Below are 26,324 nucleotides of genomic sequence, written 5' to 3' on the forward strand. Positions count from 1 at the left end.
TCGGCTCCTGCTTAAGGCCGCGGGGCGGCGTCAGTGACCACGAAGGACCTGGGCAACGGTCGCAACGTTGTGGGCGAGGTGCAGCGGATTGATCGTGCCGACAATAGCACTGGCCACGCCGGGCTGTTGGAACAACAACTCGAAGCTGGCGCGCACCGGATCCACGCCCGGACTCAGGCACACATGGCCGCTGGCCAGGGCTTTTTTCACCAGAATGGCTTTGCCGTGGGCAGCAGCATAGTCAATGACTGCCTTCTCGTTCTGTTCGTTCAGATTGTAGGTGACCATCGCGCAGTCCCCTTGCTCCAGCGCCTTGAGTCCGCCCTCGACCGTTTTGCCGGAGAAGCCGAAGCCACGAATCTTGCCCTCGGCCTTGAGTGCGGCGAGGGTGGCGTAGACCTCTTCGTGGTCAAGGATGGCCATGTCGTTGCCGTCGGAGTGCACCAGCACCAGGTCGATAAAATCGGTTTCAAGACGTTGCAGGCTGCGCTCGACCGACATCCGCGTATGCGCCGCACTGAAGTCATGGCGCGACAGGCCGTCGGCAAACTCTTCGCCGACCTTGCTGACGATCACCCAGTCCTGCCGTTGGCCGCGCAACAGCGGGCCGAGGCGTTCTTCGCTGCGCCCGTAGGCCGGCGCGGTGTCGATCAGGTTGATGCCCAGCCCTTTGGCCTGATTGAGCAGCATGCGTGCCGCGTCATCGTCGGGGATCTGAAAGCCGTTGGGGTATTTCACACCCTGGTCGCGGCCAAGCTTGACCGTGCCCAGGCCCAGCGGTGAAACCATCAGACCGGTGCTGCCCAGTGGGCGATGCAGTTCGTGCAGGGTAGGGACGCTCATGGCAACAATTGCTCCCAGGCCGGTACGCCCATCGGTGGTTTTGGCAATGCCGGCAACGGCTCGGTCGGTTGCGGCTGGATGCCGTCGCGTTCCAGAGAGGCGATGACCCGGTCGGCGAAGTCTGGCGCCAGTGCCAGTTTGGTCGGCCAGCCCACCAGCAGGCGACCCTGCTCGGCGAGGAAGGCGTTGTCCGGACGGCTCAAGCCAGTTTGCAGCGGCTCGGCGCGATCCACGCGCAAGGTCGCCCATTGCACCTGGCTCAGGTCGATCCATGGCAGCAACTGGCCGAGTTCTTTCTGCGCGGTGGCGATTTGCTCGGCCGGCTCGCGGGCCACGCCATCGCTTTCGGCAATGTCGCCGCCCAGATACCAGACCCAGTTGCCATCAGCGGCCGGGTGAGTGGTGACGGTGATGCGCGGCTTGGTGCCACCGCCCAGACAATGGGCGTACAACGGCTTCAGGCTCGGGCCCTTGGCGATGATCATGTGCAGCGGCCGACGTTGCATCGCCGGTTGGGTCAGGCCCAGGTCTTCCAGCAATCGGGCGGTACCGGCACCGGCACTGAGGACGATGCGCTGGGCGCGAATCTCGCGGCCGTCGACCTTCAGGCCGACCAGTACACCCGCTTCCAGCAGCGGCTCGATGGTTTGTCCGGCGAGCAGACCGTCACCGGCCAGATCGGCCAGGCGCTGAATCAGGCTTGGCACGTCGACCACCAACTCGGCGAGGCGGTAGACCTTGCCCTTGAAGCGTTTGTCTTGCAACGCGGGCGGCAGTTGCTCGCCCTTGACCTGATCGACCCGGCCACGCACGGCTTTACTGGCGAAGAAACTGGTGAGATTGCCGGCGAGGGTGCCGGGTGACCACAGGTAATGCGCTTCGGACAGCAGGCGCACGCCGGACAGATCCAGCTCGCCGTTGCCGGCCAGCGCTTCACGCCAGCGGCGCGGCATGTCGGCGATGGCTTCCGAGGCACCGGTCAGCGCACCGTGCAACGCATACTTGGCGCCGCCGTGGATGATGCCCTGGGACTTCACACTCTGTCCGCCGCCGAGGCTGGCGCTTTCCACCAGCACGGTCGAAAAACCCTGGCGGCGCAGACGCGCATTCAGCCAGAGGCCGGCGACACCAGCGCCGACAATCAGAACGTCGGTGGAAATAACGGATGGCATGCAGCGACCTCAGTGTTCAAGACGAGGGCGCAGTATACAGACTCGGGAAAGAGGGGGATTTGTCGATGATCAACAGGGCAGATGCAAAACCAAATGTGGGAGCGGGCTTGCTCGCGAATGCGCTGTGTCAGTTAACAGAAATGTTGTCTGATACAGCGCATTCGCGAGCAAGCCCGCTCCCACAGGGGATGTGCGTTACTGCAAATCAGTGACCGGCAGTTTTCGAGAACAGCTGGATGACCACCACACCGAGCACGATCAACGCCATTCCGAGCATTGCTGGCACGTCCAGCTTCTGCCCATAAATGAACAGCGCCGCGACGCTGACCATCACGATGCCCATACCGGCCCACACGGCGTAGGCAACACCCACCGGCACGGTGCGCACCACCAGAGTCAGCATCCAGAAAGCGATCCCGTAGCCGACGATGACCAGAATCAGCGGCAGCGGGGTGCTCAAGCCTTTGACCGCTTTCATCGAAACGGTGGCGATCACTTCGGCGCAGATGGCGATAGCCAGGAAGGCGTAGGCGTTCATGTGTAGATCCTCATGTAAAACGTTGCTTGCTGAGGCAGCATTCTAGTCGCTCGCCAGATGGGGTAAAGTCATTACCTATCTGTTTTCAAGATGGGCCGCAGCATGAATACCCAGTGGAATCTCGATCAACTGCGCGCCTTCGTCAGCGTCGCCGAGCAACGCTCGTTCTCCGCCGTGGCGCGCCAGCAGCGCAAGGCGCAGTCGGCGATCAGCAGCGCCATCGCCATGTTGGAGGACGATTTGGGTGTCAGCCTGTTCGAGCGTAGCAGTGGTCGCCAGCCCCGGCTTACCGAAGCGGGGGAAGCACTGGTCGAAGAGGCGCGCGAAGTGTTGCGTCAATGCGCGCGGCTGAACGGTCGGGCGATGGCGATGATGCGCGGCCAGGAAGCGCAGTTGCGCGTGGCTCAGGATGAAGCGATGCCCTATCAGGCACTGGTGGAAAGCTTCGATGCGCTGGCCGAGCAATTTCCCAGTCTCGAAGTGCAACTGACCAGCGCCGCCCAGGGTGAAGTCGCACGCAAACTGGTCGAGCGTCGCGCCGATCTGGGTCTGCTGTTCTATCACGATGAAATCCCCGAAGCGCTGGAACGACGGGTACTGGGCCGGGTGGAAATGGTCACCGTCTGCGGGATCAACCATCCGCTGGCGACGCAGTCCTACGTCACCTGCCAGCAACTGGCGCAGCATCGGCAATTGCTGATGTCGACGCAGACCAGCGTCTACCCCGGCAACGAACCGGCCAGCCCGCAAGTGTGGCGCGCCGACAGTTTTTACGTGATGGCCGAATGGCTGGTGCGCGATCTCGGTTGGGCGTGGCTGCCCCGGCATGTGGTGCAGTACTCGGCCTATCAGGGTTTGATGGTTGAACTGGACAGCGAATGGACCCCGCCGGCCTTGGTGGTGGAACTGGTCTGGCGCCGGGATGAACCCCTGGGGCCTGCGGCGCGCTGGCTGGCCGAACGTTTTGCCGTGCACTTGCGGGCGATTGGCGACAAAAGTCGATAAACTCCGCCGCCATGAATAGAACTCTCTACACCGTGCTGTTTTACCTGGGGCTGCCATTGGTGGCGATTCGGCTGTGGCTGCGCTCGCGCAAGGCCCCGGCATATGCCAAACGGATTGGCGAGCGCTTCTCCTACGGGATGCCACCACTGCAACCCGGCGGGATCTGGGTGCACGCAGTGTCGGTGGGCGAAAGCATCGCCGCTGCGCCGATGATTCGCGCCTTGCTGCAACGTTATCCACAGCTGCCGATCACCGTGACCTGCATGACCCCGACCGGATCGGAACGGATTCAGGCACTGTTCGCCAACGAGCCGCGCATCCAGCATTGCTATCTGCCCTATGACTTGCCGTGCGCAGCGGCGCGTTTTCTTGATCACGCCAAACCGAAACTGGCGGTGATCATGGAAACCGAACTGTGGCCCAACCACATCCATCAGTGCGCCAAGCGCGGGATTCCAGTGGCATTGGCCAACGGGCGATTGTCCGAGCGCTCGGCCCGAGGCTATGGCCGCTTCAGCAAACTGACCGCGCCGATGCTCGCTGAAATGAGTTTTTTTGCGGTGCAGACCGAGGCTGAAGCCCAACGGTTCCGGGATCTGGGCGCGCGCCCGCAGACGGTTGAAGTCACCGGCTCGATCAAGTTCGACCTGACCATCGACCCGCAACTGCTGCAACGTGCCGCTGAGCTGCGCGGACAGTGGCAAGCGCTGGAGCGCCCGGTATGGATCGCCGCCAGCACCCACGAAGGCGAAGACGAGGTCGTGCTCGACGCCCATCGTCGGCTGCTGGCGAACTACCCGAATGCGCTGCTGATTCTGGTGCCGCGCCATCCCGAACGCTTCAACTCGGTGTTCGAGCTGTGCCAGCGTGAAGGCTTGGCCACGGTGCGCCGTTCGAGTGGTGCCAATGTCGAGGCGAACACTTCAGTGCTGCTCGGCGACACCATGGGCGAGTTGCTGTTTCTCTACGCGTTGGCTGACAGCGCTTTCGTTGGCGGCAGCCTGGTGCCGAACGGTGGGCACAATCTGCTGGAGCCGGCGGCACTGGCCAAACCGGTGATCAGTGGCCCGCACCTGTTCAACTTCCTCGACATCGCCGCGCAATTGCGCGAAGCCGGGGCGTTGGCCGAAGTGGATGACGCCGAAGGGCTGGCGGTGGCAGTGCAGCGCCTGTTCGAATTACCCCGCGATGCGCAACGCATGGCCGAGGCCGGGCTGGCGGTGATGCGCCGTAATCAGGGGGCGTTGCAGCGGTTGCTGGATGGGCTGGGCAGGTTGATTCGCTGATTTGCACTCAACCCCTGTGGCGAGGGAGCTTGCTCCCGTTGGGCAGCGCAGCTGCCCCAAGCCCTGATACATCGAGTTGCCAGGTTTACGACTGCTGCGCAGCCGAGCGGGAGCAAGCTCCCTCGCCACAGGTGTCTTGTTTGCTGTTTACGGGCGCGCCTTGAGCTGTGCTTCCGCTGCCTTGGCCAGATCCGGCGGGAGGAAGTCCTTGTCCGGGTTGTAGTCGGGCTTCAGATAGCGCGCCAGGTCCTGCAAATCACCCGGATTCAACGTTCCCGCTGCCTGCTTCAAACGCAGGTTGTCGAGGATGTAGTCGTAGCGGGTGTTGTTGTAGTTGCGCACCGAGGTGTACAGCTGACGCTGCGCATCGAGCACGTCGACGATGTTGCGCGTACCGACCTGATAACCGATTTCCGTGGCTTCCACCGCACTCTGGTTGGAGATGATCGACTGGCGGCGCGCCTGCACCTGCTCGACATCGGTGTTCACCGCGCGATGCAGGTTGCGGGTGTTTTCCACCACTTGCCGGCGCAGGGATTCGCGCTGTTGCTCACTCTGATCCAGCTGCGCATAGGACTGGCGCACTTGCGAGCTGGTCAGCCCGCCGCTGTAGATCGGAATGTTCAGTTGCAGGGCCAGGGTGCTTTGCTCGACGTTGCCACCGTACGGAGTACCGAAGGCGTTCGGGTTGGCGAAGCCGAGGGCGTCGTTGTCACCCTTTTCGTATTTGGCCACGGCATCGAGGGTCGGCAGGTGACCGGCCTTGCGCTGTTTGAGGGTCTGTTCGGCGGAGCTGACCGCAAAGTTGCTCGCCAGCAGATTGAGGTTCTGTTTGCCTGCGGTGTCGACCCAGGCCTTGGCGTCGTTTGGCGTCGGCGGCAGGATCGGCAGCGTGTGAACGATGCCCTGAATCGAGTTGTACTGACGGTTGGTCAGGGTGATCAGCGCTTCGAACGCATCATCCACCTGACGCTGAGCGACGATGCGGTTGGCGCGCGCGGTGTCGTAGCTGGCCTGCGATTGCAGCACGTCGGTCTTGTCCGACAGGCCGACATCGAAGCGCTCGTTGGACTGGTCAAGCTGACGCTTGAACGCGGCTTCTTCAGCCTTGGTCGAAGCCAGGTTGTCCTGACTGCGCAGCACGTTGAAGTAGCTTTCCGCCGATTGCAGGATCAGGTTCTGCTCGGTGGCCGAGAGTTGCAGGGCGGCCTGTTCGTTGACGTCCTTGGCGGCCTGGTACTGGAACCAGCGATCAGCGCGGAACAATGGCTGGGCCAGGGTCGCCTGATAGGAATGCGCGCTGCGATTGGCAATGGCCGAAGGCTGGTCGATCGAGGTGCGCACGTCCGCCACTTCGGCGCCACCAGACAAGTTGGGCAGCAAGCCGGCGCGGGCCTGTGGCACCACTTCTTTCTGTGCACCGTACTGGGCGCGGGCGGCGGCCAGATCGGCGTTGTTGTCGACCGCTTCCTGATAGACGCTGACCAGATCGGTCTTGGTCGACAAGGGCGCTTCTGCTGCCCAGGCCATTGCGTTGGACGCACAAGACACGGCAAGAGCCAGTGAAAGTTTGCGCAGCATGAGGCGATCCCTAGCAAAAAATATTATGAAAATAATGTGCGCGCCAAGGCTACGGCGCGGCCCCGGCAGCGTCAAGGCGCGCAAGGCACAGCGAGTGTAGTTGTGCAAACGTGCGGCAACAATCCTGCAAGTCCCGCTAATTACGCCATTCATCAAGGTGTTTGCTGCGGTGTTGGCGTTCTTTGCCGGTTGTGTCTAGACTGGCCGGGTTCTTGTCGGGGTGCCTTGCTATGAGGCTGAGATCGAATAATTTCGGATCCCGTTGAACCTGATCAGGTTAGCGCCTGCGTAGGGAACAAGATTTCTCGTCACCCGGCGAGTCCTCTTGTGCTTCGTCCGGGAAATTGTTCGACAATCGAACGCTCGACGACGATGCACAGCACCAGTCCTGGTGCGTCCGTGCCTTTCAGGTTCTGCTCCGACAATCCACTGCTGGATGCTGTCTGGAGAGCCCGTGATGACGACAAAATCAAAAAACGCGATCAACCTGAGTGACTCGGCCAAGGTCGATGAACAGTCCGTTCAACCCTTCACTCGTTCGCAGAAAGTCTACGTTCAGGGCTCGCGCCCGGACATCCGCGTGCCGATGCGCGAAATCACCCTGGATGTGACCCCGACTGACTTCGGTGGCGAAATCAACGCGCCGGTCACCGTCTATGACACCTCGGGCCCGTACACCGATCCGAACGTGGTGATCGATGTGCGCAAAGGTCTGGGCGACGTGCGTTCGGCGTGGATCGACGACCGTGGCGACACCGAGCGTCTGCCAGGCTTGAGCTCGAACTTCGGTCAGGAACGCCTCGCTGACCCGGAGCTGACCAAACTGCGTTTCGCTCACGTCAACAACCCGCGCCGGGCCAAGGCCGGGGCCAACGTCAGCCAGATGCACTACGCGCGCAAAGGCATCATCACCGCCGAGATGGAATACGTCGCCATCCGCGAAAACATGAAGCTGCAAGAGGCCCGCGCCGCTGGCCTGATGACCCAGCAGCACGCCGGTCACAGCTTCGGTGCGAGCATCCCGAAAGAAATCACCCCCGAGTTCGTCCGTGAAGAAATCGCCCGTGGCCGCGCGATCATTCCGGCCAACATCAACCACGTCGAGCTGGAGCCGATGATCATCGGCCGTAACTTCCTGGTGAAGATCAACGGCAACATCGGCAACAGCGCCCTGGGTTCGTCCATCGAAGAAGAAGTGGCGAAACTGACCTGGGGCATTCGCTGGGGTTCGGATACCGTGATGGACTTGTCCACCGGCAAACACATTCACGAAACCCGCGAGTGGATCATCCGCAACTCGCCGGTGCCGATCGGTACCGTGCCGATCTATCAGGCGCTGGAGAAGGTCAACGGCGTCGCTGAAGACCTGACCTGGGAGCTGTTCCGCGACACGCTGATCGAACAGGCCGAGCAGGGCGTCGACTACTTCACCATCCACGCCGGCGTGCTGTTGCGCTACGTGCCGCTGACCGCCAAGCGTGTGACCGGCATCGTTTCCCGTGGTGGTTCGATCATGGCCAAGTGGTGCCTGGCGCACCACAAAGAGAACTTCCTCTACACCCACTTCGACGAAATCTGCGAAATCATGAAGGCCTACGACGTCAGCTTCTCGCTGGGCGATGGCCTGCGTCCGGGCTCGATTGCCGACGCCAACGACGAAGCGCAATTCGGCGAACTGGAGACCCTCGGCGAGTTGACCAAGATCGCCTGGAAACACGACGTGCAGTGCATGATCGAAGGCCCGGGCCATGTGCCGATGCAGTTGATCAAAGAGAACATGGACAAGCAGCTGGAGTGCTGCGACGAGGCGCCGTTCTACACCCTCGGCCCGCTGACCACCGACATCGCTCCGGGTTACGACCACATCACCTCGGGTATCGGTGCGGCGATGATCGGCTGGTTCGGTTGCGCGATGCTCTGCTACGTGACGCCGAAGGAACACCTCGGCCTGCCGAACAAGGATGACGTGAAAACCGGGATCATCACCTACAAGATCGCCGCCCATGCCGCCGACCTTGCCAAGGGCCATCCGGGCGCGCAGATTCGTGACAACGCCTTGAGCAAGGCGCGTTTCGAATTCCGTTGGGAAGACCAGTTCAACCTCGGTCTCGACCCGGACACTGCCCGTTCGTATCACGATGAAACCCTGCCGAAGGACTCGGCCAAGGTCGCGCACTTCTGTTCGATGTGCGGGCCGAAATTCTGCTCGATGAAGATCACTCAGGAAGTCCGCGAGTACGCGGCCAACCAGCGGATCGACGCGGTCGACGTGGATGTCGCCCAAGGCCTCGCGGAACAGGCCGAGCGGTTCAAGAAGGAAGGCAGTCAGCTGTACAAGAAGGTTTGATCTGACCTGAAGTCTGCGGTGTCTGTGCTGGCCTCTTCGCGAGCAAGCCCGCTCCCACATTCTGAATCCAGTTGTTCACAAAACTTGTGTTCACGGGAGATCCAGTGTGGGAGCGGGCTTGCTCGCGAAGGCGTCAGAACAGGCGCCAAGGATCTCAATGACAAAAATACTCCTCCGAGATAACACCCTTGAGCATTCAACCCAGCACTTATTCCCCCGACCTCGCCGTACCCGCCGACAAGCGGGTATTCGGCGGTCGCGATCTGTTTTCCCTGTGGTTTTCCCTCGGCATCGGCCTGATGGTGTTGCAGACCGGTGCCTTGCTGGCGCCCGGTCTGGGCCTGTCCGGTTCACTGCTGGCGATTTTTCTCGGCACCCTGGTCGGCGTGCTATTGCTGGCAGCAGTCGGGGTGATCGGTAGCGACACCGGCCTGTCGTCGATGGCCGCGCTGAAACTCAGCCTCGGCAGCAAAGGCGCGGGCCTGCCGGCGCTGCTCAACCTGCTGCAACTGATCGGTTGGGGCTCGTTCGAAATCATCGTCATGCGTGACGCCGCCAGCCTGCTCGGCACCCGTGCGTTCAGCGAAGGTTCGCTGTGGGCCAGCCCGATGCTCTGGACCTTGTGCTTTGGTGCGCTGGCGACCCTGCTCGCCGTCAGCGGGCCGCTGACGTTCGTGCGCAAGATCCTGCGCAAATGGGGCATCTGGCTGATCCTCGCGGCCTGCATCTGGCTGACCTGGAACCTGTTTGCCAAGGCCGATCTGGCTGCGCTTTGGGCGCGTACCGGGGACGGTTCGATGCCCTTCGCCGTGGGCTTCGACATTGCCATCGCGATGCCACTGTCGTGGCTGCCGCTGATCGCCGACTACTCGCGTTTCGGCAAGCGCGCGAAGAACGTATTTGGTGGCACCGCGATCGGTTTCTTCATCGGCAATTTCTGGTTGATGAGCCTCGGCGTGGCCTACACCCTGGCGTTCGCGCCGAGCGGTGAAGTCAACGCGTTGCTGTTGGCTTTGGCCGGTGCTGGCCTGGGGATTCCGCTGTTGCTGATTCTGTTGGACGAGTCGGAAAACGCCTTCGCCGACATTCACTCGGCGGCGGTGTCGAGCGGGATTCTGTTGCGTTTGAAAGTCGAGCATCTGGCCTTGGCCATCGGCGTGCTCTGCACCCTGATCGCGCTGCTGGCGCCACTGGCGCAGTACCAGAACTTCCTGCTGCTGATCGGCTCGGTGTTTGCGCCGCTGTTCGGCGTGGTGCTGGTCGATCACTTCATCCTGCGCAAGCGCCGGGGTCAGGTCGCTGCGGCCGCGTTGCGCTGGCCGGCGCTGTTGGCGTGGCTGGGCGGTATCAGCACCTACCACTTGCTGGCGAATCTGTATCCGGATGTCGGCGCGACCCTGCCGGCGCTGGTGCTGGCAGGGCTGCTACAGCTGGTGCTCGGCCGAGCCTTCAGCTACGGCCCGGAAACAGCTCGGGCTTGAGGATGCCGTTCAGGCGCGAGTAAGGGATCGTCATTTCGATCAGGCCCAGCGCGTAAGGCGCGATGGTGCTCACGTTGTACTTGAGCACCACGCCGCCGGTTGTCAGGGCCACGTTCGGGGTTTTCACGAATGGCCAATTCTTCACGAACTCCGGCTCCTGATCGAGCCTGGTGTTGATCAGCCAGCTGTTGTGCACCACCTGTGCGGCTTTCCAGAACATTTCTTCCTGACCCGGCAGCAACATGTCCGACAGGCTCAGCACTTTGTGCTGCTGACGCGAATAGTTGATGAAGCCGCGCCCCGGTGTGTCATGAGCGCCACCGGTGTCGAGGTAGCTCGACAACTCGATGATCACCAAGCCGTCATGCTGCTCACGTACCTTGGCCTGCAAATAGCTGCCGTAGTGTGGGTCGGCGGTGCGCAGGAACTGATCACGATAGGCGGCCAGCGTTGGTGCCACCGGCGCATTCGGCTCGCTGCGGGTCATTTGCAGCAGACGCTTTTCAATGATGCCATCCAGTGCCGGCTCAGCCGGGAAGCGCAGGGTATCGATGTTTACCAGTGGGCAGTCCGGGCCGGAACAGCCGGGTTTCAGGGTTTCCGACGCATCGCGGGTGGTTTCCAGCGGCGTGCGGTAGCTGGGCTGGAACAGGCTCGAGCATGCGCCAAGAGTCAGGGCGATGGCGGCCACGGAGGCAATTTTGAAGAGCGACATGGGCGTCCTTTGTGAAACAGAGGAAGGCAAAAAGTTATCCGCTTCGACTCTCGTCGAGGCAGTCAGTTCGCCACTAAGCTAATTAGAGTGGGTTTCGCCTCCACCGTCCATCCCGCTGACGGTAAAGGGGCTGCATCAATCATCGCGGGCGCGTTAGGATGGCGCGAAGTCGAGGTTGCCGGTCACCCAAAGCAACCTCGAATCGGATTTGCAGTAGAGAGGATGCTCATGACTGATTTTGCCAACGCCACTCCGGCCACCGTCGATGTTGTAAAGCGCGAGCGCTGCTACGAGGGCTTCTACAAGCTCGACCGTTTGCACCTGCGCCATGAGCTGTTCGCCGGCGGCATGAGCCGCGAGATCAACCGCGAAGTCTTCGTGCGTCACGATGCCGTGTGCCTGCTGCCCTACGATCCGCAGCGCGATGAAGTTGTGCTGCTCGAGCAGTTTCGCGTCGGCGCCATGGGCAAGACCGACAACCCGTGGCTGGTCGAACTGGTCGCCGGTCTGATCGACAAGGCTGAAGTGCCGGAAGAAGTTGCTCACCGCGAGGCGCAGGAGGAAGCTGGACTGGACATCAAGTCCTTGTGGCCGATGACCAAGTATTTTCCGTCGCCGGGCGGCAGCAATGAATTCGTGCATTTGTACCTGGGGCACTGCAGCACCGACGGCGTAGGCGGCCTGCATGGGCTGGAGGAAGAAGCAGAAGATATCCGCGTCACGGTCTGGGCGTTCGAAGATGCCTTGCAGGCCGTCCGTGACGGACGCATTGCCAACGCGGCGAGCATCATCGCCTTGCAATGGCTGGCGCTGAACCGCGCCGAAGTGAGGGGGTTATGGTCGTAAACAAGCTGCGCGATCGTTATCGAGTCGACCTCGCGGGGCTGCAAGCCGCCTGCGAGGCCAACTACGCGCGCCTGATGCGACTGGTGCCGGATATGCGCAACGACCCCGAGGCGCGGCGGATCGCCGTGACCCAGGGCGAGCAGATGCTCGGCGTGCTGGCCCTCGAAGTGCTGCAGACCTGTCCGTACACCACCACCTTGCAGGTGCGTCAGGAGCACAGTCTGCCGTGGCTGCCGGTGCCGCAGCTGGAAGTGCAGGTCTACCACGACGCGCGCATGGCCGAGGTAATCAGCGCCGAACATGCACGACGCTTTCGCGGCATCTATCCTTACCCGAACGCCGCGATGCATCAGCCGGATGAAAAGGCCCAGCTCAATCTGTTCCTGGGGGAATGGCTGAGCCATTGTCTGGCCCTGGGGCACGAGTACGAAGTCGTACGCTAGTTGTGAACTGCGTCCGGTTCGTCGGTTTCCTCTTTGTGTCATCCCCCAGCATAATTGCGGCACTCAACCGATTCCGTGCTTTTGCCCTGGGAGAACGCCTTGCCGAGCGTATCCACATTGACCACCGCCGATCCGGCGTTGCTGGTGCAGTTATCCGACAGTCATCTGTTCGCCGAGGCGGACGGCACGCTGCTGGGCATGAACACCCGCGAGAGCCTGCAGAAGGTCATCGAACAGGTGCTCAGGCAGCAACCGCGGATCGACCTGATTCTGGCCACCGGGGATATTTCCCAGGACGGCACGCTGGACTCATATCAACAGTTTCGCCAGATGACCGCGCAGATCGATGCGCCGGCGCGCTGGATTCCCGGCAATCACGATGAGCCGCGAATCATGGCCGAGGCCGCGGAGCAAAGCGCATTGCTGGAATCGGTGGTGGACATTGGTAACTGGCGGGTGACCTTGCTCGATTCGGCGGTACCGGGTTCTGTGCCGGGTTATCTGCAGGACGATCAGTTGCAGCTGCTCGCACGTTCGCTGAGCGAAGCCCCGCAGCGCCATCATCTGGTGTGTTTCCACCATCATCCGGTGCCGATCGGTTGCGCGTGGGCGGAGCCGATCGGCTTGCGTAACCCGGAAGCGTTTTTCGCGGTGCTGGATCGTTTTCCGCAGGCCCGCGCAGTGCTCTGGGGGCATGTGCATCAGGAATTCGACCGCGAGCGCAACGGCGTTCGGCTGATGGCCTCGCCTTCGACCTGCATTCAGTTCGAACCGGGGAGTGAAGACTTCAAGGTGGGCGAGCAGGCGCCGGGATATCGCTGGTTGCGGCTGTTGCCGGATGGACGGCTGGAAACCGGTGTCGAGCGCGTTACCGACTTCCAATTCACCGTCGATTACGGCTCCGAAGGCTACTGATTTCGATCAAGAGCCCCTCACCCCAGCCCTCTCCCGGAGGGAGAGGGAGCTGACCGAGGTGTCTGGCGTTATCCATCGACCTGAAAGAATGTGTCGATTATGGATTCGCTGAAACTCGCTCAAGTCGGTGTAGCTCTTGAATATCCCCCATTCAGTCCCCTCTCCCTCCGGGAGAGGGCTAGGGTGAGGGGCTTTCTCCCTGTAAACTCCGCTATCTTTCGCCGACACTCAGGGAGCTCAAATGTCCGGTTCGATCCTCTATATCCACGGTTTCAACAGCGCCCCGGCTTCGAAAAAGGCCTGTCAGCTGGTCGAGGTAATGGAGCGGCTGGGTTTGAGCGACCAATTGCGTGTCCCGGCGCTGCATCACCATCCGCGTGAAGCCATCGGTCAGTTGCAGCAGGCGATTGCCGAGCTGGGCCGGCCGTTGCTGGTGGGAAGCTCGCTCGGCGGCTACTATGCGACTCACCTGGCTGAGCGCCACGGCTTGAAAGCCCTGCTGGTCAACCCGGCGGTCAGCCCGCACCGGATGTTCGACGGATACCTGGGCACGCAGAAAAACCTGTATACCGATGAGACCTGGGAATTGACCCGCGACCATGTGACGGCCCTGGCCGAGCTGGAAGTGCCGGCGCCCGTGGATGCACAGCGTTATCAGGTGTGGTTGCAGACCGGCGATGAAACACTGGATTATCGCCTCGCCCAGCAGTATTACCGGGCCTGTGCTCTGCGCATTCAGGCCGGCGGCGACCATGGTTTCCAGGGTTTTGCCGGGCAGTTGCCGGCGTTGCTGAGTTTTGCCGGCATTGGCGCCGATTTGTATCAGGCAATCGATTTCACCGCACTGTGAAGTCTTGCCCCTTTTTCATTGAATCACTGACGACGAGACCCTATGGCCACTCCCAGCGCTAGCTCTTATAACGCCGACGCCATCGAAGTCCTCTCGGGCCTCGACCCGGTGCGTAAACGCCCCGGCATGTACACCGACACCAGTCGGCCGAACCACCTCGCCCAGGAAGTCATCGACAACAGTGTCGACGAAGCCCTGGCCGGCCACGCCAAATCGGTGCAGGTCATTCTGCACGCCGATCACTCGCTGGAAGTCAGCGACGACGGTCGCGGCATGCCGGTCGACATCCACCCGGAAGAGGGTGTGTCGGGGGTCGAGCTGATCCTCACCAAGCTGCATGCGGGCGGCAAGTTTTCCAACAAGAACTACCAGTTCTCCGGCGGTCTGCACGGGGTGGGTATTTCCGTGGTCAACGCCTTGTCGACCGAAGTCCGGGTACGGGTAAAACGTGACGGCAACGAATACCAGATGACCTTCGCCGATGGCTTCAAGGCCACCGAACTGGAAATCGTCGGCACCGTCGGCAAGCGCAACACCGGGACCAGCGTGTACTTCGCGCCGGATCCGAAATACTTCGATTCACCGAAATTCTCCATCAGCCGCCTCAAGCACGTGCTCAAGGCCAAGGCTGTGCTGTGCCCGGGGCTGCTGGTCAGCTTCGAAGACAAAGGCACCGGCGAGAAAGTCGAGTGGCATTACGAAGACGGTCTGCGCTCCTATCTGGTGGACGCGGTCAGCGAATTCGAGCGCCTGCCGGACGAGCCGTTCTGTGGCAGCCTCGCCGGTAACAAGGAAGCGGTCGATTGGGCGCTGCTGTGGCTGCCGGAAGGTGGCGACGCGGTGCAGGAAAGCTACGTCAACCTGATCCCGACGGCGCAGGGCGGTACCCACGTCAACGGTCTGCGTCAGGGCCTGCTGGATGCGATGCGCGAGTTCTGCGAATTCCGCAGCCTGCTGCCGCGCGGCGTGAAGCTGGCGCCGGAAGACGTCTGGGAACGCATCGCTTTCGTGCTGTCGATGAAGATGCAGGAACCGCAATTTTCCGGCCAGACCAAAGAGCGCCTGTCGTCCCGTGAAGCGGCGGCGTTTGTCTCCGGTGTGGTCAAGGACGCGTTCAGTCTGTGGCTCAACGCCAACCCGGAAACCGGTCTGGCGCTGGCCGAACTGGCAATCAACAACGCCGGTCGCCGCCTCAAGGCGAGCAAAAAGGTCGAGCGTAAGCGCGTTACCCAAGGCCCTGCGCTGCCGGGCAAACTGGCTGACTGCGCGGGTCAGGACCCGATGCGTTCCGAGCTGTTCCTGGTCGAGGGTGACTCCGCCGGTGGTTCCGCCAAGCAAGCGCGGGACAAGGAATTCCAGGCGATCCTGCCGTTGCGCGGCAAGATCCTCAACACCTGGGAAGTCGATGGCAGCGAAGTGCTCGCCAGCCAGGAAGTGCACAACATCGCCGTAGCGATCGGGGTCGATCCGGGCGCCGCAGACATGAGCCAGCTGCGCTACGGCAAGATCTGCATCCTCGCCGACGCCGACTCCGACGGTCTGCACATCGCCACGCTGCTGTGCGCGTTGTTCGTCCAGCACTTCCGCCCGCTGGTGGATGCCGGTCACGTCTACGTGGCGATGCCGCCGCTGTACCGCATCGACCTCGGCAAAGAGATCTACTACGCCCTCGACGAAGCCGAGCGCGACGGGATTCTCGACCGTCTGGTGGCCGAGAAGAAGCGCGGCAAACCGCAGGTCACCCGATTCAAAGGTCTGGGTGAAATGAACCCGCCGCAACTGCGTGAAACCACCATGGACCCGAACACCCGGCGCCTGGTGCAGTTGACGCTGGGCGATGATTTTGCCGAAACCTCGGAAATGATGGACATGTTGCTGGCGAAGAAACGCGCCGGTGACCGCAAGACCTGGCTCGAATCCAAGGGCAACCTTGCCGAGGTGCTGGCCTGATGCGGTTTGGCTGGGCCTTGGCGGGTGCATTGCTGCTGAGTGCGATGGGCGTGTCGGCGGAGCCGCTGCAGGAGTTGCGCGTGCTCTCGGAACATCCGGTCGAAGGCATGCGTGGCGGCAACCTGTCGGGACTGGCCATGTGTGGCAGCGAGTTGTGGGCGGTGTCGGACCGTGATGACGATCAGATCTACCGGCTCAATACCGCCGATCAGGTCTGGCAGGCCGAGGCCTTGCACATCGACGTGCCGCCAGTGCCGGAGACCGGTTTGCCGTGGGGGTTGCGCTCGCGCAATTGGGCCGCGTCGTTCGTGCGCGGTGGCGACCTCGATTTCGAAGGCATCAGCTGCGACAGCGCCGGCAATCGCTACATCGTCAGCGAGGGCCACGCGGCGGTCTTGCAGGTGCCCGTCAGCGGCCCGGTCAACTGGCTGAAGATTTCGCCGATGATGGTTCGCGAAGCGCGGGCCAGTGGCATGCTCCTGCATTTCAATGCGATCTTCGAAGGTCTGGCGATCAACCCGGCGGGTGATCAGATGTGGCTGGCCGGCGAACGGCAAAACCGCGGCCTGCTGCTGATCAAGCGTCAGCAGACGGTGTGGGATTGCGACGGTCGTTGCGTGCTGCTCAGCGAGGGCGGCAAGGAGATGCAGCCGCCGCAGTTTCCGCACGCCAAAGCGGTCGACCGCGACTTTTCCGACCTTTCGTTGTTCAACGGCAAATTGTTTACCCTTGAACGCAACGCCTTCCAGATTTGTCGGCGCGATGCGCAGACTGCCAAGGTCGAGCGCTGCTGGTCGTACGCCGCTGAACTGTTGCAGGCCAACCGCCGTTACGCGCAGAACTTCGGGTTGGAAGAAGCATTGATCGTTGACGCTGAGGGTGCGTGGGTCGGCGTCGACAATAATTTCGGCCCGCGGGCCGACGGTGAGGTTCGGCCGATCGTCTGGCGTTTCGCCGCGCCTGAAGGTGGCTGGAGCGCCAAGCCGTGAGTCAGCAACCGCCGGGCAAGCGCGCCGGTCGGGTGTTGATGATTCTGGCCTGGTGCGCGGGGCTGTTTCTGGCCACGCGGTTTTTCGGCCAGTGGGAAGAACGGCAGCAGAATCCGAACGTCGTGGTCACGTCCGAGCAGCATGACGGGGTGATCGAAGTGCAACTGGCCGGCAACGCCCAAGGGCATTTTGTCGCCAGCGGCCAGATCAACGGGGAACCGGTGGAGTTCATGCTCGACACCGGCGCCACCGATGTGGCGATCCCGGCGGATCTGGCCAAACGCTTGAAACTGGAAGAAGGTTTCGGTGTGACCCTGAGCACGGCCAACGGCCTGAGCCAGGGCTATCGTACAAAAATCGACCGCCTGCAACTGGGCGACATCGTGCTGCGGGATGTCCGCGCACTGGTGGCGCCGGGGCTGCATGGCGATCAGGTGCTGCTCGGCATGAGCGCCCTGAACAAACTTGAATTTACCCAGCGCGGTGGCACCATGCTGCTGCGCCAGACAACGAACCGATGAGGCCCGCATGAGCGACTCCCTTGATCTCAGCCTGGACGGTGTAGAACGCCGCTCGCTGGCTGACTTCACCGAAAATGCCTACCTCAACTACTCCATGTACGTGATCATGGACCGTGCCCTGCCGCATATCGGCGACGGCCTGAAACCGGTACAGCGGCGTATTGTCTACGCCATGAGCGAACTGGGGCTGGACGCCGATTCCAAGCACAAGAAATCGGCGCGTACCGTCGGTGACGTGCTCGGCAAGTTCCACCCGCACGGCGATTCGGCGTGCTACGAAGCGATGGTGCTGATGGCCCAGCCGTTCAGCTATCGCTACACGCTGGTCGACGGCCAGGGCAACTGGGGTGCGCCGGACGATCCGAAGTCCTTCGCTGCCATGCGTTACACCGAAGCCCGTCTGTCGCGTTATTCCGAAGTGCTGCTCAGCGAATTGGGCCAAGGCACCGCTGACTGGGGGCCGAACTTCGACGGCACCTTGCAGGAACCGCTGGTGTTGCCGGCACGTTTGCCGAACATCCTGCTCAACGGCACCACCGGCATCGCTGTCGGTATGGCCACCGATGTACCGCCGCACAACCTGCGCGAAGTCGCCACCGCTTGCGTGCGTCTGCTCGATGAGCCGAAGGCCACGGTCGAACAGCTCTGCGAGCACATTCAAGGCCCGGACTATCCGACCGAAGCGGAAATCATCACCCCGCGCGCCGACCTGCTGAAAATGTACGAAACCGGCAAGGGCTCGGTGCGCATGCGCGCCGTGTACCACGTCGAGGACGGCGACATCATCGTCACCGCGCTGCCGCACCAGGTCTCCGGGGCCAAAGTGCTGGAGCAGATCGCCGCGCTGATGCAGGCCAAACCGTCGAAAGCGCCGCAGATCGCCGACCTGCGTGACGAATCCGACCACGAAAACCCGTGCCGTATCGTGATCATTCCGGTCAACAGCCGCGTCGATCACGAAGCGCTGATGCAGCACCTGTTCGCCAGCACCGAGCTGGAGTCGACCTACCGGGTCAACGTCAACATCATCGGTCTGGACGGCAAACCGCAGCTGAAAAACCTGCGTGCGTTGCTGGTCGAATGGCTGGAGTTCCGCGTGCTGACTGTGCGTCGCCGCCTGCAATTCCGCCTCGACAAGGTCGAACGTCGTCTGCACCTGTTGGACGGTTTGTTGATCGCCTACCTCAACCTGGATGAAGTGATCCACATCATCCGCACCGAGGAACACCCGAAAGCCAAGCTGATCGAGCGTTTCGCCCTCAGCGAAATCCAGGCCGACTACATCCTCGACACCCGTCTGCGGCAGTTGGCGCGACTGGAAGAGATGAAACTGCGCGACGAGCAGGACGAACTGCTCAAGGAACAGGCCAAGCTGCAAGCCCTGCTGGGCAGCGAAGCCAAGCTGAAGAAGCTGGTGCGCACCGAGCTGCTGAAAGACGCGGAAACCTATGGCGATGACCGTCGTTCGCCAATCGTCGAGCGCGCTGAAGCCAAAGCGCTGACCGAGCACGATCTGCTGCCGAACGAGAAAGTCACCGTTGTCCTGTCGGAAAAAGGCTGGATTCGCTCGGCCAAGGGGCATGACATCGACGCCACCGGTCTGTCGTACAAGGCTGGCGACGGCTTCAAGACCTCGGCGGCGGGGCGTTCCAACCAGTTTGCGGTGTTTATCGACTCCACCGGCCGCAGTTACTCGGTGGCCGCGCACACCTTGCCATCGGCCCGGGGCCAGGGCGAGCCGTTGACCGGCCGCCTGACCCCGCCACCGGGCGCGACCTTCGAATGCGTGCTGATGCCGGAAGACGATGCGCTGTACGTGATCGCCTCCGACGCCGGTTACGGTTTTGTGGTCAAAGGCGAAGACCTGCAAGCCAAGAACAAGGCTGGTAAAGCTTTGTTGAGCCTGCCGAACAACGCCAAAGTCATCGCGCCGCGTCCGGTCGCCGATCGTGAACAGAACTGGCTGGCCTCGGTCACGACCGAAGGGCGCCTGCTGATTTTCAAAATCAGCGATCTGCCACAGCTGGGCAAGGGCAAAGGCAACAAGATCATCGGGATTTCCGGTGAGCGCGTGGCCAGCCGCGAAGAATATGTCACGGACATCGCCGTGCTTCCGGAAGGCGCCACCTTGGTGCTGCAGGCCGGCAAGCGGACTCTGTCGCTGAAGGCCGACGACCTCGAACACTACAAGGGTGAACGCGGACGTCGTGGCAATAAGCTGCCACGTGGCTTCCAGCGAGTAGATGCGCTGCTCGTCGAAAACCTCAATTAGGCGAGAACGCCCTCCTAGAGAGCTCGATCTGCGATTTAACGCGTAGATCGACGCTTTGGCGCTGGAGTCGGAACGCATATTCACGGATGATATGGCCTTTCCAAACGCCGGCGTGGCCGAGCGTTCTTCATATTTATTGAGTATTTTCACTGTGGTCAGCCTTGTGGCGGCCACCTGGACGGGATGATGACTGCTCTGCGCCCCCTTATTTTCCTGCTCGCTGGCGTTTTGGGCCTGGCGGGCTGCAGCGTTCACCAGCCGGTGTCGCTGTATCAACTGGACAGTGGAAGTCCGGTTCAGCCTGCGCAAAGCGCAGGCATGGCGGTTTTGTTGGGTCCGGTAGTCGTGGCCGACTACCTGCAACGTGAAACCCTGCTGCAACGTCAACCGGACGGCAGCCTGCAAGCCTCGACCGACGGTCGCTGGGCCGGCAGCCTTTCGTCGGATATTGATCAATTGCTGATGCGTCAGGTGGCCGGTCATCTCGACAGCCAGCGTGTGGTGCTGGCACCGGCCACGTTGGGCTTTACCCCGGATGTGCAGGTATTGCTGACCATCACGCGTCTGGACTCCGGTGAGAAACAACCGGCGATCCTCGATGCGCAATGGCGTCTGATCGACCGTCGTGGTCAGGTGCGCGATAACCGCATCGTTCATCTGCAAGAGCTGCACGCCGGGACTACGGCTTCGCAGGTTCAGGCGCAGGGCATTCTGCTGCAGCGTCTGGCCGAGCAGTTGTCTGTGGCGCTCAAGCCATTGGCCAATCAGCCACCAGTGGCCGAAGCTCCGCGTAAAGCGGCGCCAAAACCGGCAGCGCCGGCGGCGGATGCCGATAAGCAACCGAAGATTCCGATGGCTTCGCCGATTCGCACCGATATGGAAGTGTTCCGCTTCTGAGTCTGGTTCGAGTCAAAACAAAGCCCGCCTTGTGCGGGCTTTGTTGTGTCTGGGGGCTGGAAATCTTTGCCGTCAGTGCGGGCCTCTTCGCGAGCAAGCTCGCTCCCACAGGTCTTGAAGGTGTTCACAAGGTCTGTGGCAGCAACCGTCCACTGTGGGAGCGAGCTTGCTCGCGAAAGGGCCGGTATAGGCTACAAAAAAGCCCGCAGACAATCACTTGTCTGCGGGCTTCTGTGCATCTGGCCTAAGGCTTACGCCCGGCGCTCATGCATCCGCGCCAGTTGCCGCTCCAGCATCGACGGATAAGGCTCCATCAACCGCTCGACACAGCAGGCCCCCTCAGGGCTGGCGATCGGGCGGATCCGCGCACGCTGGCGAATCAGCGCATCATCACCGATTTTGCGCTCGACCAGCAGCAGATTGCGGCTGTGTTGCGACAGGGCCAGGGCATCCTGAGCCGAATCGGTCAGCAGCAGGTCGATCTGGCTCAGACCGAACAGGTCATCGCCCAGGGTCAGGCCCAACTGCAATTGCAGGGTGATGCCGCTGTCGGCGACTTCGATCTGCAACTGATGGCCCAGCGCCCGCAGCAACTCGCCGCAGCAGATGGCGTTGGTCAGGTAGTCATCACCGCTGTCTTCGGTGTGGAACAGCATCAGTGTGCTGCCATCGTTCAGGGTTTCGATTTCGCCCTGATACAGCGAAGCAGCCTGATCGAGGCAGTCGCGATAGCGCTCCAGCAACTCTTCCAGACGGGCACGCGGCAGGCGCCGCAGTTGCTCTTGCGAACCCAACTGGATCGCCAGCACCGCGCTGTGTTGCGGCACGCTCGGGGTTGCCTGACGCGGGGCCGCTGGAGCGGCTTCGGTCAGCGACTCGTCGCGCAGATCGGCAAACGGGTCTTCGTCGTCATCATCGTCTTCAACGGTGCTGACCACGTGGCGCGGCGCAGGCTTTTGCGCGGCCATCGGGCGGGTTTCGTCAAAGCTCGGGTCACGCAGATTGCGTACCTCAAACTCTGGCTCATCCTCCTCCTCGAACTCGGGTTCCGGCTCGGGCTCGGGTTTTGGTGCAGGCTCCGGAGCGAAGTTGGCGTGCAGTTGACGCGCCAAGTCGCCGATCTCGTCCTGACGGTCGGTGGCCGGGGTGTATTCGTCGATGTTGCGCAGCCAGACGCGCAATTGCAGCAGCGGCGTCGACAGGTAGCGACCCATGCGCAGGCTCAGGGCCAGCGACAGGGCCAGCAGAATCGCGCTGAGAATACCCATGCTTTGCAGGCTGATGGTCATCGGCTGCTGGAACTGATCCATGTCCAGGCTGATGCGCAGTTGCCCGGCAGTCACGTCCTGGAAGGTGATCTTGCTCTCGTACATGCCCTCGGCTTCGCCCAGCAGGCTGTGCTTGGGGCGCTGACCGGATTCGGCGAGGATGCGGTTGTCCACGCTATAGATAGCGGCGTGTGCCACCAGCTTGTTCTTGGTCAGGTTGTTGAGCAGCACGTTGAGGCTGAGGATGTCGTTGGACACCAACAGTTCAGTGGCAGAGGTGGCAGTCTGCGTGGTCAGGCTTTCGCCCAGCGCATCGGCCTGCTCGTGCATGGCCTGCTTGAACTGCAAGCCCATCACCCCGGCATAGATCACCAGGGCCAGAGCGACCAGGATCACGTTATGGCTGGCAATGCGCAATGCAATCGGCACACGGCGGTGGCGCAGTGCACGGAAGATCAGCAGGAAGAAGTTATCGGTTTTAACTGGCGTGGGCCGGTTCACTGAGCTCGGCTCTTTTGTCCGTGAAGTTGACGCGCAGTATAGCGACAGGCCCTAGACCGGCAAAGCGCTCGCGGTGCCCGATGGTCACTGAAAGTGGGTAGAATGCGGTTTTTTTCCAGTTGCGGGGGTGCGCGTTGCGCGAAATCGTCCTGATTAACATCACGGGAGTCGACCGTCCGGGTCTGACTGCGGCCATTACCGGCGTTCTGGCCCAGGGTGGTGTGAACATTCTCGACATCGGTCAGGCGGTGATCCACGACACCCTGTCGTTCGGCATCCTGGTTGAAATTCCCGACTCCGAGCAAGGCAAAGCCGTGCTCAAGGACATTCTGTTCAAGGGCTACGAGCTTGAGCAGCAGGTGCGCTTCACCCCGGTGTCCGAAGAGGATTACCAGCAGTGGGTGGGCAATCAGGGCAAAAAACGCCACATCGTCACCCTGTTGACCCGCAAAGTGACCGCCGGTCAGTTGCAGGCTGTCAGTTCGATCACTGCCAAATATGGCCTGAACATCGACCATATCGACCGTCTGTCGGGTCGCATGCCGCTGGACACGCCTGCCGACAAGGGCAAGGGCTGCATCGAGTTCTCCGTGCGTGGCGAAGCGGCTGATCCGCAGGCCCTGCGTGCCGAATTTCTCAGCGTTGCTCAGGAGCTGAATGTCGACATCGCCTTCCAGGAAGATTCGCTGTTCCGTCGCAACCGGCGTCTGGCGGTGTTCGACATGGACTCGACCCTGATCGAAGCCGAAGTCATCGACGAACTGGCCAAGGCTGCCGGCGTGGGTGAGCAAGTCTCGGCCATCACCGAGCGCGCGATGGCTGGCGAACTGGATTTCCGCGCCAGCTTCAAGGAGCGCCTGGCGCTGCTCAAGGGCCTGGATGTCAGCGTGCTGGACTCGATCGGTGCTTCGCTGCGCCTGACCGAAGGCGCGGAAACCCTGTTCGCCGAACTCAAGCGCCTGGGCTACAAGACCGCGATCCTGTCCGGCGGCTTCACTTATTTCGCCAAGCAGTTGCAGGCCAAACTCGGCATCGACTACGTGTTCGCCAACGAACTGGAAGTGGTCGACGGCAAGTGCACCGGCGTGGCCATCGAGCCGATTGTCGATGCGCAGCGTAAAGCAGATCTGCTGAAGGAACTGGCGCACAAGGAAGGCTTGTGTCTGGAGCAGACCATCGCTGTCGGCGATGGCGCGAATGACCTGCCAATGCTGGCGATTGCCGGCCTGGGTGTAGCGTTCCGCGCCAAGCCGCTGGTCAAGCAGTCGGCCAAGCAGGCGATTTCCACCCTTGGGCTGGATGGCGTGCTGTATCTGCTGGGCTTCCGCGATCGCGACGGGCAACTCTGAGCCTGAAACGGCCCCCTGTGGCGAGGGAGCTTGCTCCCGCTGGGGCGCGAAGCGGCCCCGCTCTTTAACTCAAGAGAGTGGGACTGCTGCGCAGTCCAGCGGGAGCAAGCTCCCTCGCCACAGTTTCTTTAAAGCTTCAAAGCGATTTCCACAACGAATCGAAATTCTCCTCGCCCCCGCCATTCTGCGCGGCTTCCAGCGAGCGATAGGCAAACTGATTGAAACTGTGGGTACTCGCCACCCGTCGATCCAACCCGGCGCGGTGTTCTTCGCCGTGGGTGTTGATCAGCACTTTATTGCCTTCCTGAAACGGCAGGCGCGGGGCGAGCAAGGTCGCGGGCAGGTCGATGGCGCTGATCTCGGGCAGCAACAGGCCGCGCAAATAGTGGCTGTGATCGTCCCGCGAACGCACCAGTTGCAAGCCACAGGGTTCGGCGTGTGGCGCCACCAGCTCGATGCCCATTTGCGGCCCGCTGCCGCGTACCTGGCGAATCCAGCGCACCACCGCAATGCTCCAGCCCTGATTCGAGCTGTCCTGAATACCGACCATTTCCCCGGCCTGCAACTCGGCGGGCACGTCACTCGGCCACATCAGGCAATAGCCGCCGGGACTGTGGTTGATCACCGCTAACGTGTAGGTCGGGTAGTGTGGAGTGCTGCTGGCGTTGCTTTCATCGTCGCCCAAGTGCTCGTACTGGATTTCCTCGTACGGCAGCAATTCCTCAGCCGCGCTCAGCGGGGCGGCGTCGAAGGCCTGGCTCCAGCTGTCCTTTTCGCCCTGAACCACGGCGCGGCTGAAGTTCGCCGCGCGGGCGCCTGGATGTTTCAGCAGTTCGCTGAAAGTGCGCTCGCCGCCCAGATAAAAGTGCAGGGCGCTCATGCCCACGCACACGCTCAGGCTGCCCTGACCGATGGTGCGCTGAAAGCTGCGCTCGGCGGTATGTCCCCAACTCGCGTGCAAATGCTGCAGGGTATCGAGGCTTAGTCCTGCCGGGACGGGCAGCGGCGTCGACGTCTCTTGCTGCAGTAAATGCGCTTCGATCACGTTCACCAGCGGTTGTGGATCGAAGCCCTGCAGTGCGCCCTGTTGTTCTTTGCGAAACATGCTGCGGTAACGCGGACCGGCGTCCAGTTCGGCGCTGATGGCGAACAGTCCATCGTCCGGCCTGCCGGGATGCAGCTTGAGCAGGGCGCTCCACGGTTCCAGCACTTCGCCCAGTCGGGCGATCTGGTTCTGACGCAATTGATTGCAACGGGCGCTGCCCAGCAACAACGCGGCGATATAGGTCTGTTCCAGGCTCAGTTCGCTGCTCAGGCTCGCCAGATCGTCAGGCACCCGGCGCTGGTGCAACTGCAATGCGCAGGCGCAGCGATACAGCTGATGCAGCTCGAACCACAGATGCTCCGGCGGCGGGCTATACAGCTGCGTCGCCCGCAGCAGTTGCCCCTTGAGTGCATGGGCGGCCCGTTGCAGCGCCTGACTGACCAGCGCCGCACGATCCTTGGTGTACTTGGGCGCAATGCGCAGAACGATCTGCTTGTAGCCGATGGCCAGCTGACTTTGCAGCGCCTGGCACAGATTGCTGATCTTGCGCGAACGGTCATCGAGCATGATCGCCTGAAGCAGGAAGTGCCGCTCCAGATGCTGACAAACGAAATACACCTCGGGGCGCAGCAGCTCCAGGAGGTGCAGGCGATTGTCGCTGGGGGTAAGCAATTGGTTGAGTTCGCCCAGGCCCTGGTACAACTGGCGAGCGGTTTCGCCGATGTTGGCCTTGGGCAGGCCGGCGATCCAGCGCTTGAGGTCGCGCGGGGTGGCTTCGCAGAACGACAGGCGCGTTTGCGTCGGGATCGGGGCGCGCAGGGAGGGTTGGGGGCGTGACTCACTCATGCCGTGACGGGCTCCAGCGGCGAAATAGGCAACTCCGAGAACTCTAGCAGCTGTGATCCGTTTCGCCGGATGGCGGCAGGCTTTTTGACCGCTGGTCTGCTGGCCGGATGCCATTCGACAAGCCCTACTAGGCTCTCAGGCGTGCGATCGGAAACGCACGGTTGCACGGCCTGCCGTCAACCTCGGGCAGGTCTCCCGAAACTTCAAGGAGATGAGGTTCATGTCTAAATATGCAGTGGCAAATCAATGGGGCGGCAGTTCGGCACCGTGGCATCCGGGTGGAACCTGGGTGTTGGGCGGGCGGGACAACCAGAAAGTCGTCGCCATTGAGATCAAGTCGGGCGATGGCGGCAAAAGCTTCACCGGCACCATGACTTACGCCGGCGAAGGCCCGATTGGCTTCAAGGCGCAGCGCACCGGTCAGAATCAATACAACGTCGAGAACCAGTGGGGTGGCAATGATGCCCCATGGCATCCGGGCGGCAAGTGGGTGATCGGTGGTCGGGACAATCAGGACGTGGTCGCGTTGAGCGTCACTTCCAGCGATGGAGGGAAAAACCTCAGTGGCACCAATACCTACGCCAACGAAGGGCCGATCGGCTTCCGTGGGCAGATAGAGTAACGGCGCCTCCCAGGTCGTGTCCGCCCCTTCACAGACGTGTGA

The 26,324-nt window shown here is 61.9% G+C and carries 22 protein-coding genes and 1 riboswitch; of the genes, 15 read left to right on the forward strand and 7 right to left on the reverse strand.

What is annotated here, in order from left to right; genetic code table 11:
- Positions 1-30: 30 nt before the first annotated feature.
- From NTD85_RS03765 to NTD85_RS03775, 3 genes are all read right to left on the reverse strand, one after another.
- Positions 31-843, reverse strand: a complete 813-nt coding sequence (locus NTD85_RS03765; protein WP_262141464.1) for an aldo/keto reductase — start codon at positions 841-843, stop codon at positions 31-33.
- Positions 840-2,015 carry an NAD(P)/FAD-dependent oxidoreductase gene (locus tag NTD85_RS03770; protein WP_262141465.1) on the reverse strand — a complete coding sequence of 392 codons (1,176 nt, stop codon included), beginning with the start codon at positions 2,013-2,015 and terminating at the stop codon, positions 840-842. The genes NTD85_RS03765 and NTD85_RS03770 overlap by 4 nt, the downstream gene beginning before the upstream one ends.
- A 205-nt stretch (positions 2,016-2,220) precedes the next feature.
- Complete coding sequence (locus NTD85_RS03775; RefSeq protein ID WP_003221050.1) at positions 2,221-2,553, reverse strand: DMT family transporter; 333 nt, start codon at positions 2,551-2,553, stop codon at positions 2,221-2,223.
- Positions 2,554-2,655: 102 nt separating this feature from the next.
- On the opposite strand from NTD85_RS03775, the gene NTD85_RS03780 reads away from it, so the two are divergent.
- Together NTD85_RS03780 and waaA are read left to right on the forward strand one after the other, a co-directional pair.
- Entirely contained in the window at positions 2,656-3,558 is a 903-nt protein-coding gene (locus tag NTD85_RS03780; RefSeq protein WP_262141466.1) for a LysR family transcriptional regulator, read from the forward strand.
- An 11-nt stretch (positions 3,559-3,569) separates the two neighbouring features.
- A complete protein-coding gene (gene waaA, locus NTD85_RS03785) occupies positions 3,570-4,844 on the forward strand; it encodes a lipid IV(A) 3-deoxy-D-manno-octulosonic acid transferase (RefSeq protein WP_262141467.1) in 1,275 nt (424 codons plus the stop codon).
- A gap of 147 nt (positions 4,845-4,991) precedes the next feature.
- Here waaA and NTD85_RS03790 read toward each other — a convergent pair whose 3' ends face one another.
- The gene (locus tag NTD85_RS03790; protein ID WP_003221054.1) at positions 4,992-6,425 is read right to left on the reverse strand and encodes a TolC family outer membrane protein; all 1,434 of its coding nucleotides are present in this window, start codon (positions 6,423-6,425) and stop codon (positions 4,992-4,994) included.
- Positions 6,426-6,631: 206 nt separating this feature from the next.
- Positions 6,632-6,737: riboswitch (TPP riboswitch) on the forward strand.
- Between the two features lie 145 nt (positions 6,738-6,882).
- Here NTD85_RS03790 and thiC point away from each other — a divergent pair.
- Both thiC and cytX read left to right on the forward strand, forming a co-directional pair.
- Entirely contained in the window at positions 6,883-8,772 is a 1,890-nt protein-coding gene (gene thiC, locus NTD85_RS03795; RefSeq protein WP_262141468.1) for a phosphomethylpyrimidine synthase ThiC, read from the forward strand.
- 188 nt (positions 8,773-8,960) lie between these two features.
- Positions 8,961-10,253: a putative hydroxymethylpyrimidine transporter CytX gene (cytX, locus tag NTD85_RS03800; RefSeq protein ID WP_003221056.1), complete on the forward strand. Its 1,293-nt coding sequence runs from the start codon at positions 8,961-8,963 to the stop codon at positions 10,251-10,253.
- Here the strand turns inward: cytX and NTD85_RS03805 are convergent.
- The gene (locus NTD85_RS03805) at positions 10,222-10,968 is read right to left on the reverse strand and encodes an RsiV family protein (RefSeq protein WP_103522583.1); all 747 of its coding nucleotides are present in this window, start codon (positions 10,966-10,968) and stop codon (positions 10,222-10,224) included. The genes cytX and NTD85_RS03805 overlap by 32 nt on opposite strands.
- Positions 10,969-11,196: 228 nt before the next feature.
- Here NTD85_RS03805 and NTD85_RS03810 point away from each other — a divergent pair, with 228 nt between their 5' ends.
- The 9 genes from NTD85_RS03810 to NTD85_RS03850 all read left to right on the forward strand — a co-directional run bounded on the left by NTD85_RS03810 (position 11,197) and on the right by NTD85_RS03850 (position 20,651).
- Positions 11,197-11,814, forward strand: coding sequence for an NUDIX domain-containing protein (locus tag NTD85_RS03810; protein ID WP_103485530.1), 618 nt, complete (start codon positions 11,197-11,199; stop codon positions 11,812-11,814).
- Positions 11,805-12,257 (forward strand): DUF1249 domain-containing protein, encoded by a 453-nt coding sequence (locus NTD85_RS03815; RefSeq protein ID WP_007967395.1) that lies wholly within the window; start codon positions 11,805-11,807, stop codon positions 12,255-12,257. Before NTD85_RS03810 ends, NTD85_RS03815 begins: the two co-directional genes overlap by 10 nt.
- Positions 12,258-12,356: 99 nt before the next feature.
- Entirely contained in the window at positions 12,357-13,172 is an 816-nt protein-coding gene (cpdA, locus tag NTD85_RS03820) for a 3',5'-cyclic-AMP phosphodiesterase (RefSeq protein WP_262141469.1), read from the forward strand.
- Positions 13,173-13,413: 241 nt separating this feature from the next.
- Positions 13,414-14,022 carry a YqiA/YcfP family alpha/beta fold hydrolase gene (locus NTD85_RS03825; RefSeq protein ID WP_003221066.1) on the forward strand — a complete coding sequence of 203 codons (609 nt, stop codon included), beginning with the start codon at positions 13,414-13,416 and terminating at the stop codon, positions 14,020-14,022.
- Between the two features lie 42 nt (positions 14,023-14,064).
- Entirely contained in the window at positions 14,065-15,972 is a 1,908-nt protein-coding gene (gene parE, locus NTD85_RS03830; protein WP_003221068.1) for a DNA topoisomerase IV subunit B, read from the forward strand.
- Complete coding sequence (locus NTD85_RS03835; RefSeq protein WP_262141470.1) at positions 15,972-16,961, forward strand: esterase-like activity of phytase family protein; 990 nt, start codon at positions 15,972-15,974, stop codon at positions 16,959-16,961. The genes parE and NTD85_RS03835 overlap by 1 nt, the downstream gene beginning before the upstream one ends.
- Complete coding sequence (locus NTD85_RS03840) at positions 16,958-17,482, forward strand: TIGR02281 family clan AA aspartic protease (RefSeq protein ID WP_103485526.1); 525 nt, start codon at positions 16,958-16,960, stop codon at positions 17,480-17,482. The genes NTD85_RS03835 and NTD85_RS03840 overlap by 4 nt, the downstream gene beginning before the upstream one ends.
- A gap of 7 nt (positions 17,483-17,489) precedes the next feature.
- Complete coding sequence (gene parC / locus NTD85_RS03845; RefSeq protein WP_003221074.1) at positions 17,490-19,754, forward strand: DNA topoisomerase IV subunit A; 2,265 nt, start codon at positions 17,490-17,492, stop codon at positions 19,752-19,754.
- 186 nt (positions 19,755-19,940) lie between these two features.
- On the forward strand, positions 19,941-20,651 hold the full coding sequence (locus tag NTD85_RS03850) for a membrane integrity-associated transporter subunit PqiC (protein ID WP_003221076.1): 711 nt from the start codon (positions 19,941-19,943) through the stop codon (positions 20,649-20,651).
- A gap of 251 nt (positions 20,652-20,902) precedes the next feature.
- Here NTD85_RS03850 and NTD85_RS03855 read toward each other — a convergent pair whose 3' ends face one another.
- The gene (locus tag NTD85_RS03855) at positions 20,903-22,420 is read right to left on the reverse strand and encodes an AhpA/YtjB family protein (RefSeq protein WP_003221078.1); all 1,518 of its coding nucleotides are present in this window, start codon (positions 22,418-22,420) and stop codon (positions 20,903-20,905) included.
- 134 nt (positions 22,421-22,554) lie between these two features.
- Here NTD85_RS03855 and serB point away from each other — a divergent pair, with 134 nt between their 5' ends.
- Positions 22,555-23,769, forward strand: coding sequence for a phosphoserine phosphatase SerB (gene serB, locus NTD85_RS03860; RefSeq protein WP_003221079.1), 1,215 nt, complete (start codon positions 22,555-22,557; stop codon positions 23,767-23,769).
- A 136-nt stretch (positions 23,770-23,905) separates the two neighbouring features.
- On the opposite strand, the gene NTD85_RS03865 is transcribed toward serB, so the two are convergent.
- Positions 23,906-25,660 (reverse strand): molecular chaperone, encoded by a 1,755-nt coding sequence (locus NTD85_RS03865; RefSeq protein WP_262141471.1) that lies wholly within the window; start codon positions 25,658-25,660, stop codon positions 23,906-23,908.
- Positions 25,661-25,880: 220 nt separating this feature from the next.
- Here NTD85_RS03865 and NTD85_RS03870 point away from each other — a divergent pair, with 220 nt between their 5' ends.
- Positions 25,881-26,282 carry a hypothetical protein gene (locus tag NTD85_RS03870; RefSeq protein ID WP_003221082.1) on the forward strand — a complete coding sequence of 134 codons (402 nt, stop codon included), beginning with the start codon at positions 25,881-25,883 and terminating at the stop codon, positions 26,280-26,282.
- Positions 26,283-26,324 lie beyond the last annotated feature (42 nt).

It is taken from the genome of Pseudomonas sp. 13B_3.2_Bac1 (genome assembly GCF_025466205.1).
Lineage (GTDB): Bacteria > Pseudomonadota > Gammaproteobacteria > Pseudomonadales > Pseudomonadaceae > Aquipseudomonas > Aquipseudomonas fluorescens_H.

Excerpts from the sequence above, each read along its gene's own strand:
- NTD85_RS03835 (WP_262141470.1), top strand. The coding sequence starts at position 15,972 with ATGCGGTTTGGCTGGGCCTTGGCGGGTGCATTGCTGCTGAGTGCGATG.
- NTD85_RS03815 (WP_007967395.1), top strand. The coding sequence starts at position 11,805 with ATGGTCGTAAACAAGCTGCGCGATCGTTATCGAGTCGACCTCGCGGGG.
- NTD85_RS03810 (WP_103485530.1), top strand. The coding sequence starts at position 11,197 with ATGACTGATTTTGCCAACGCCACTCCGGCCACCGTCGATGTTGTAAAG.
- NTD85_RS03850 (WP_003221076.1), top strand. The coding sequence starts at position 19,941 with ATGACTGCTCTGCGCCCCCTTATTTTCCTGCTCGCTGGCGTTTTGGGC.
- NTD85_RS03775 (WP_003221050.1), bottom strand. The coding sequence starts at position 2,553 with ATGAACGCCTACGCCTTCCTGGCTATCGCCATCTGCGCCGAAGTGATC.
- NTD85_RS03865 (WP_262141471.1), bottom strand. The coding sequence starts at position 25,660 with ATGAGTGAGTCACGCCCCCAACCCTCCCTGCGCGCCCCGATCCCGACG.
- NTD85_RS03825 (WP_003221066.1), top strand. The coding sequence starts at position 13,414 with ATGTCCGGTTCGATCCTCTATATCCACGGTTTCAACAGCGCCCCGGCT.
- thiC (WP_262141468.1), top strand. The coding sequence starts at position 6,883 with ATGACGACAAAATCAAAAAACGCGATCAACCTGAGTGACTCGGCCAAG.
- NTD85_RS03780 (WP_262141466.1), top strand. The coding sequence starts at position 2,656 with ATGAATACCCAGTGGAATCTCGATCAACTGCGCGCCTTCGTCAGCGTC.
- NTD85_RS03790 (WP_003221054.1), bottom strand. The coding sequence starts at position 6,425 with ATGCTGCGCAAACTTTCACTGGCTCTTGCCGTGTCTTGTGCGTCCAAC.
- NTD85_RS03770 (WP_262141465.1), bottom strand. The coding sequence starts at position 2,015 with ATGCCATCCGTTATTTCCACCGACGTTCTGATTGTCGGCGCTGGTGTC.
- parE (WP_003221068.1), top strand. The coding sequence starts at position 14,065 with ATGGCCACTCCCAGCGCTAGCTCTTATAACGCCGACGCCATCGAAGTC.
- NTD85_RS03870 (WP_003221082.1), top strand. The coding sequence starts at position 25,881 with ATGTCTAAATATGCAGTGGCAAATCAATGGGGCGGCAGTTCGGCACCG.
- NTD85_RS03765 (WP_262141464.1), bottom strand. The coding sequence starts at position 843 with ATGAGCGTCCCTACCCTGCACGAACTGCATCGCCCACTGGGCAGCACC.
- NTD85_RS03805 (WP_103522583.1), bottom strand. The coding sequence starts at position 10,968 with ATGTCGCTCTTCAAAATTGCCTCCGTGGCCGCCATCGCCCTGACTCTT.
- waaA (WP_262141467.1), top strand. The coding sequence starts at position 3,570 with ATGAATAGAACTCTCTACACCGTGCTGTTTTACCTGGGGCTGCCATTG.
- parC (WP_003221074.1), top strand. The coding sequence starts at position 17,490 with ATGAGCGACTCCCTTGATCTCAGCCTGGACGGTGTAGAACGCCGCTCG.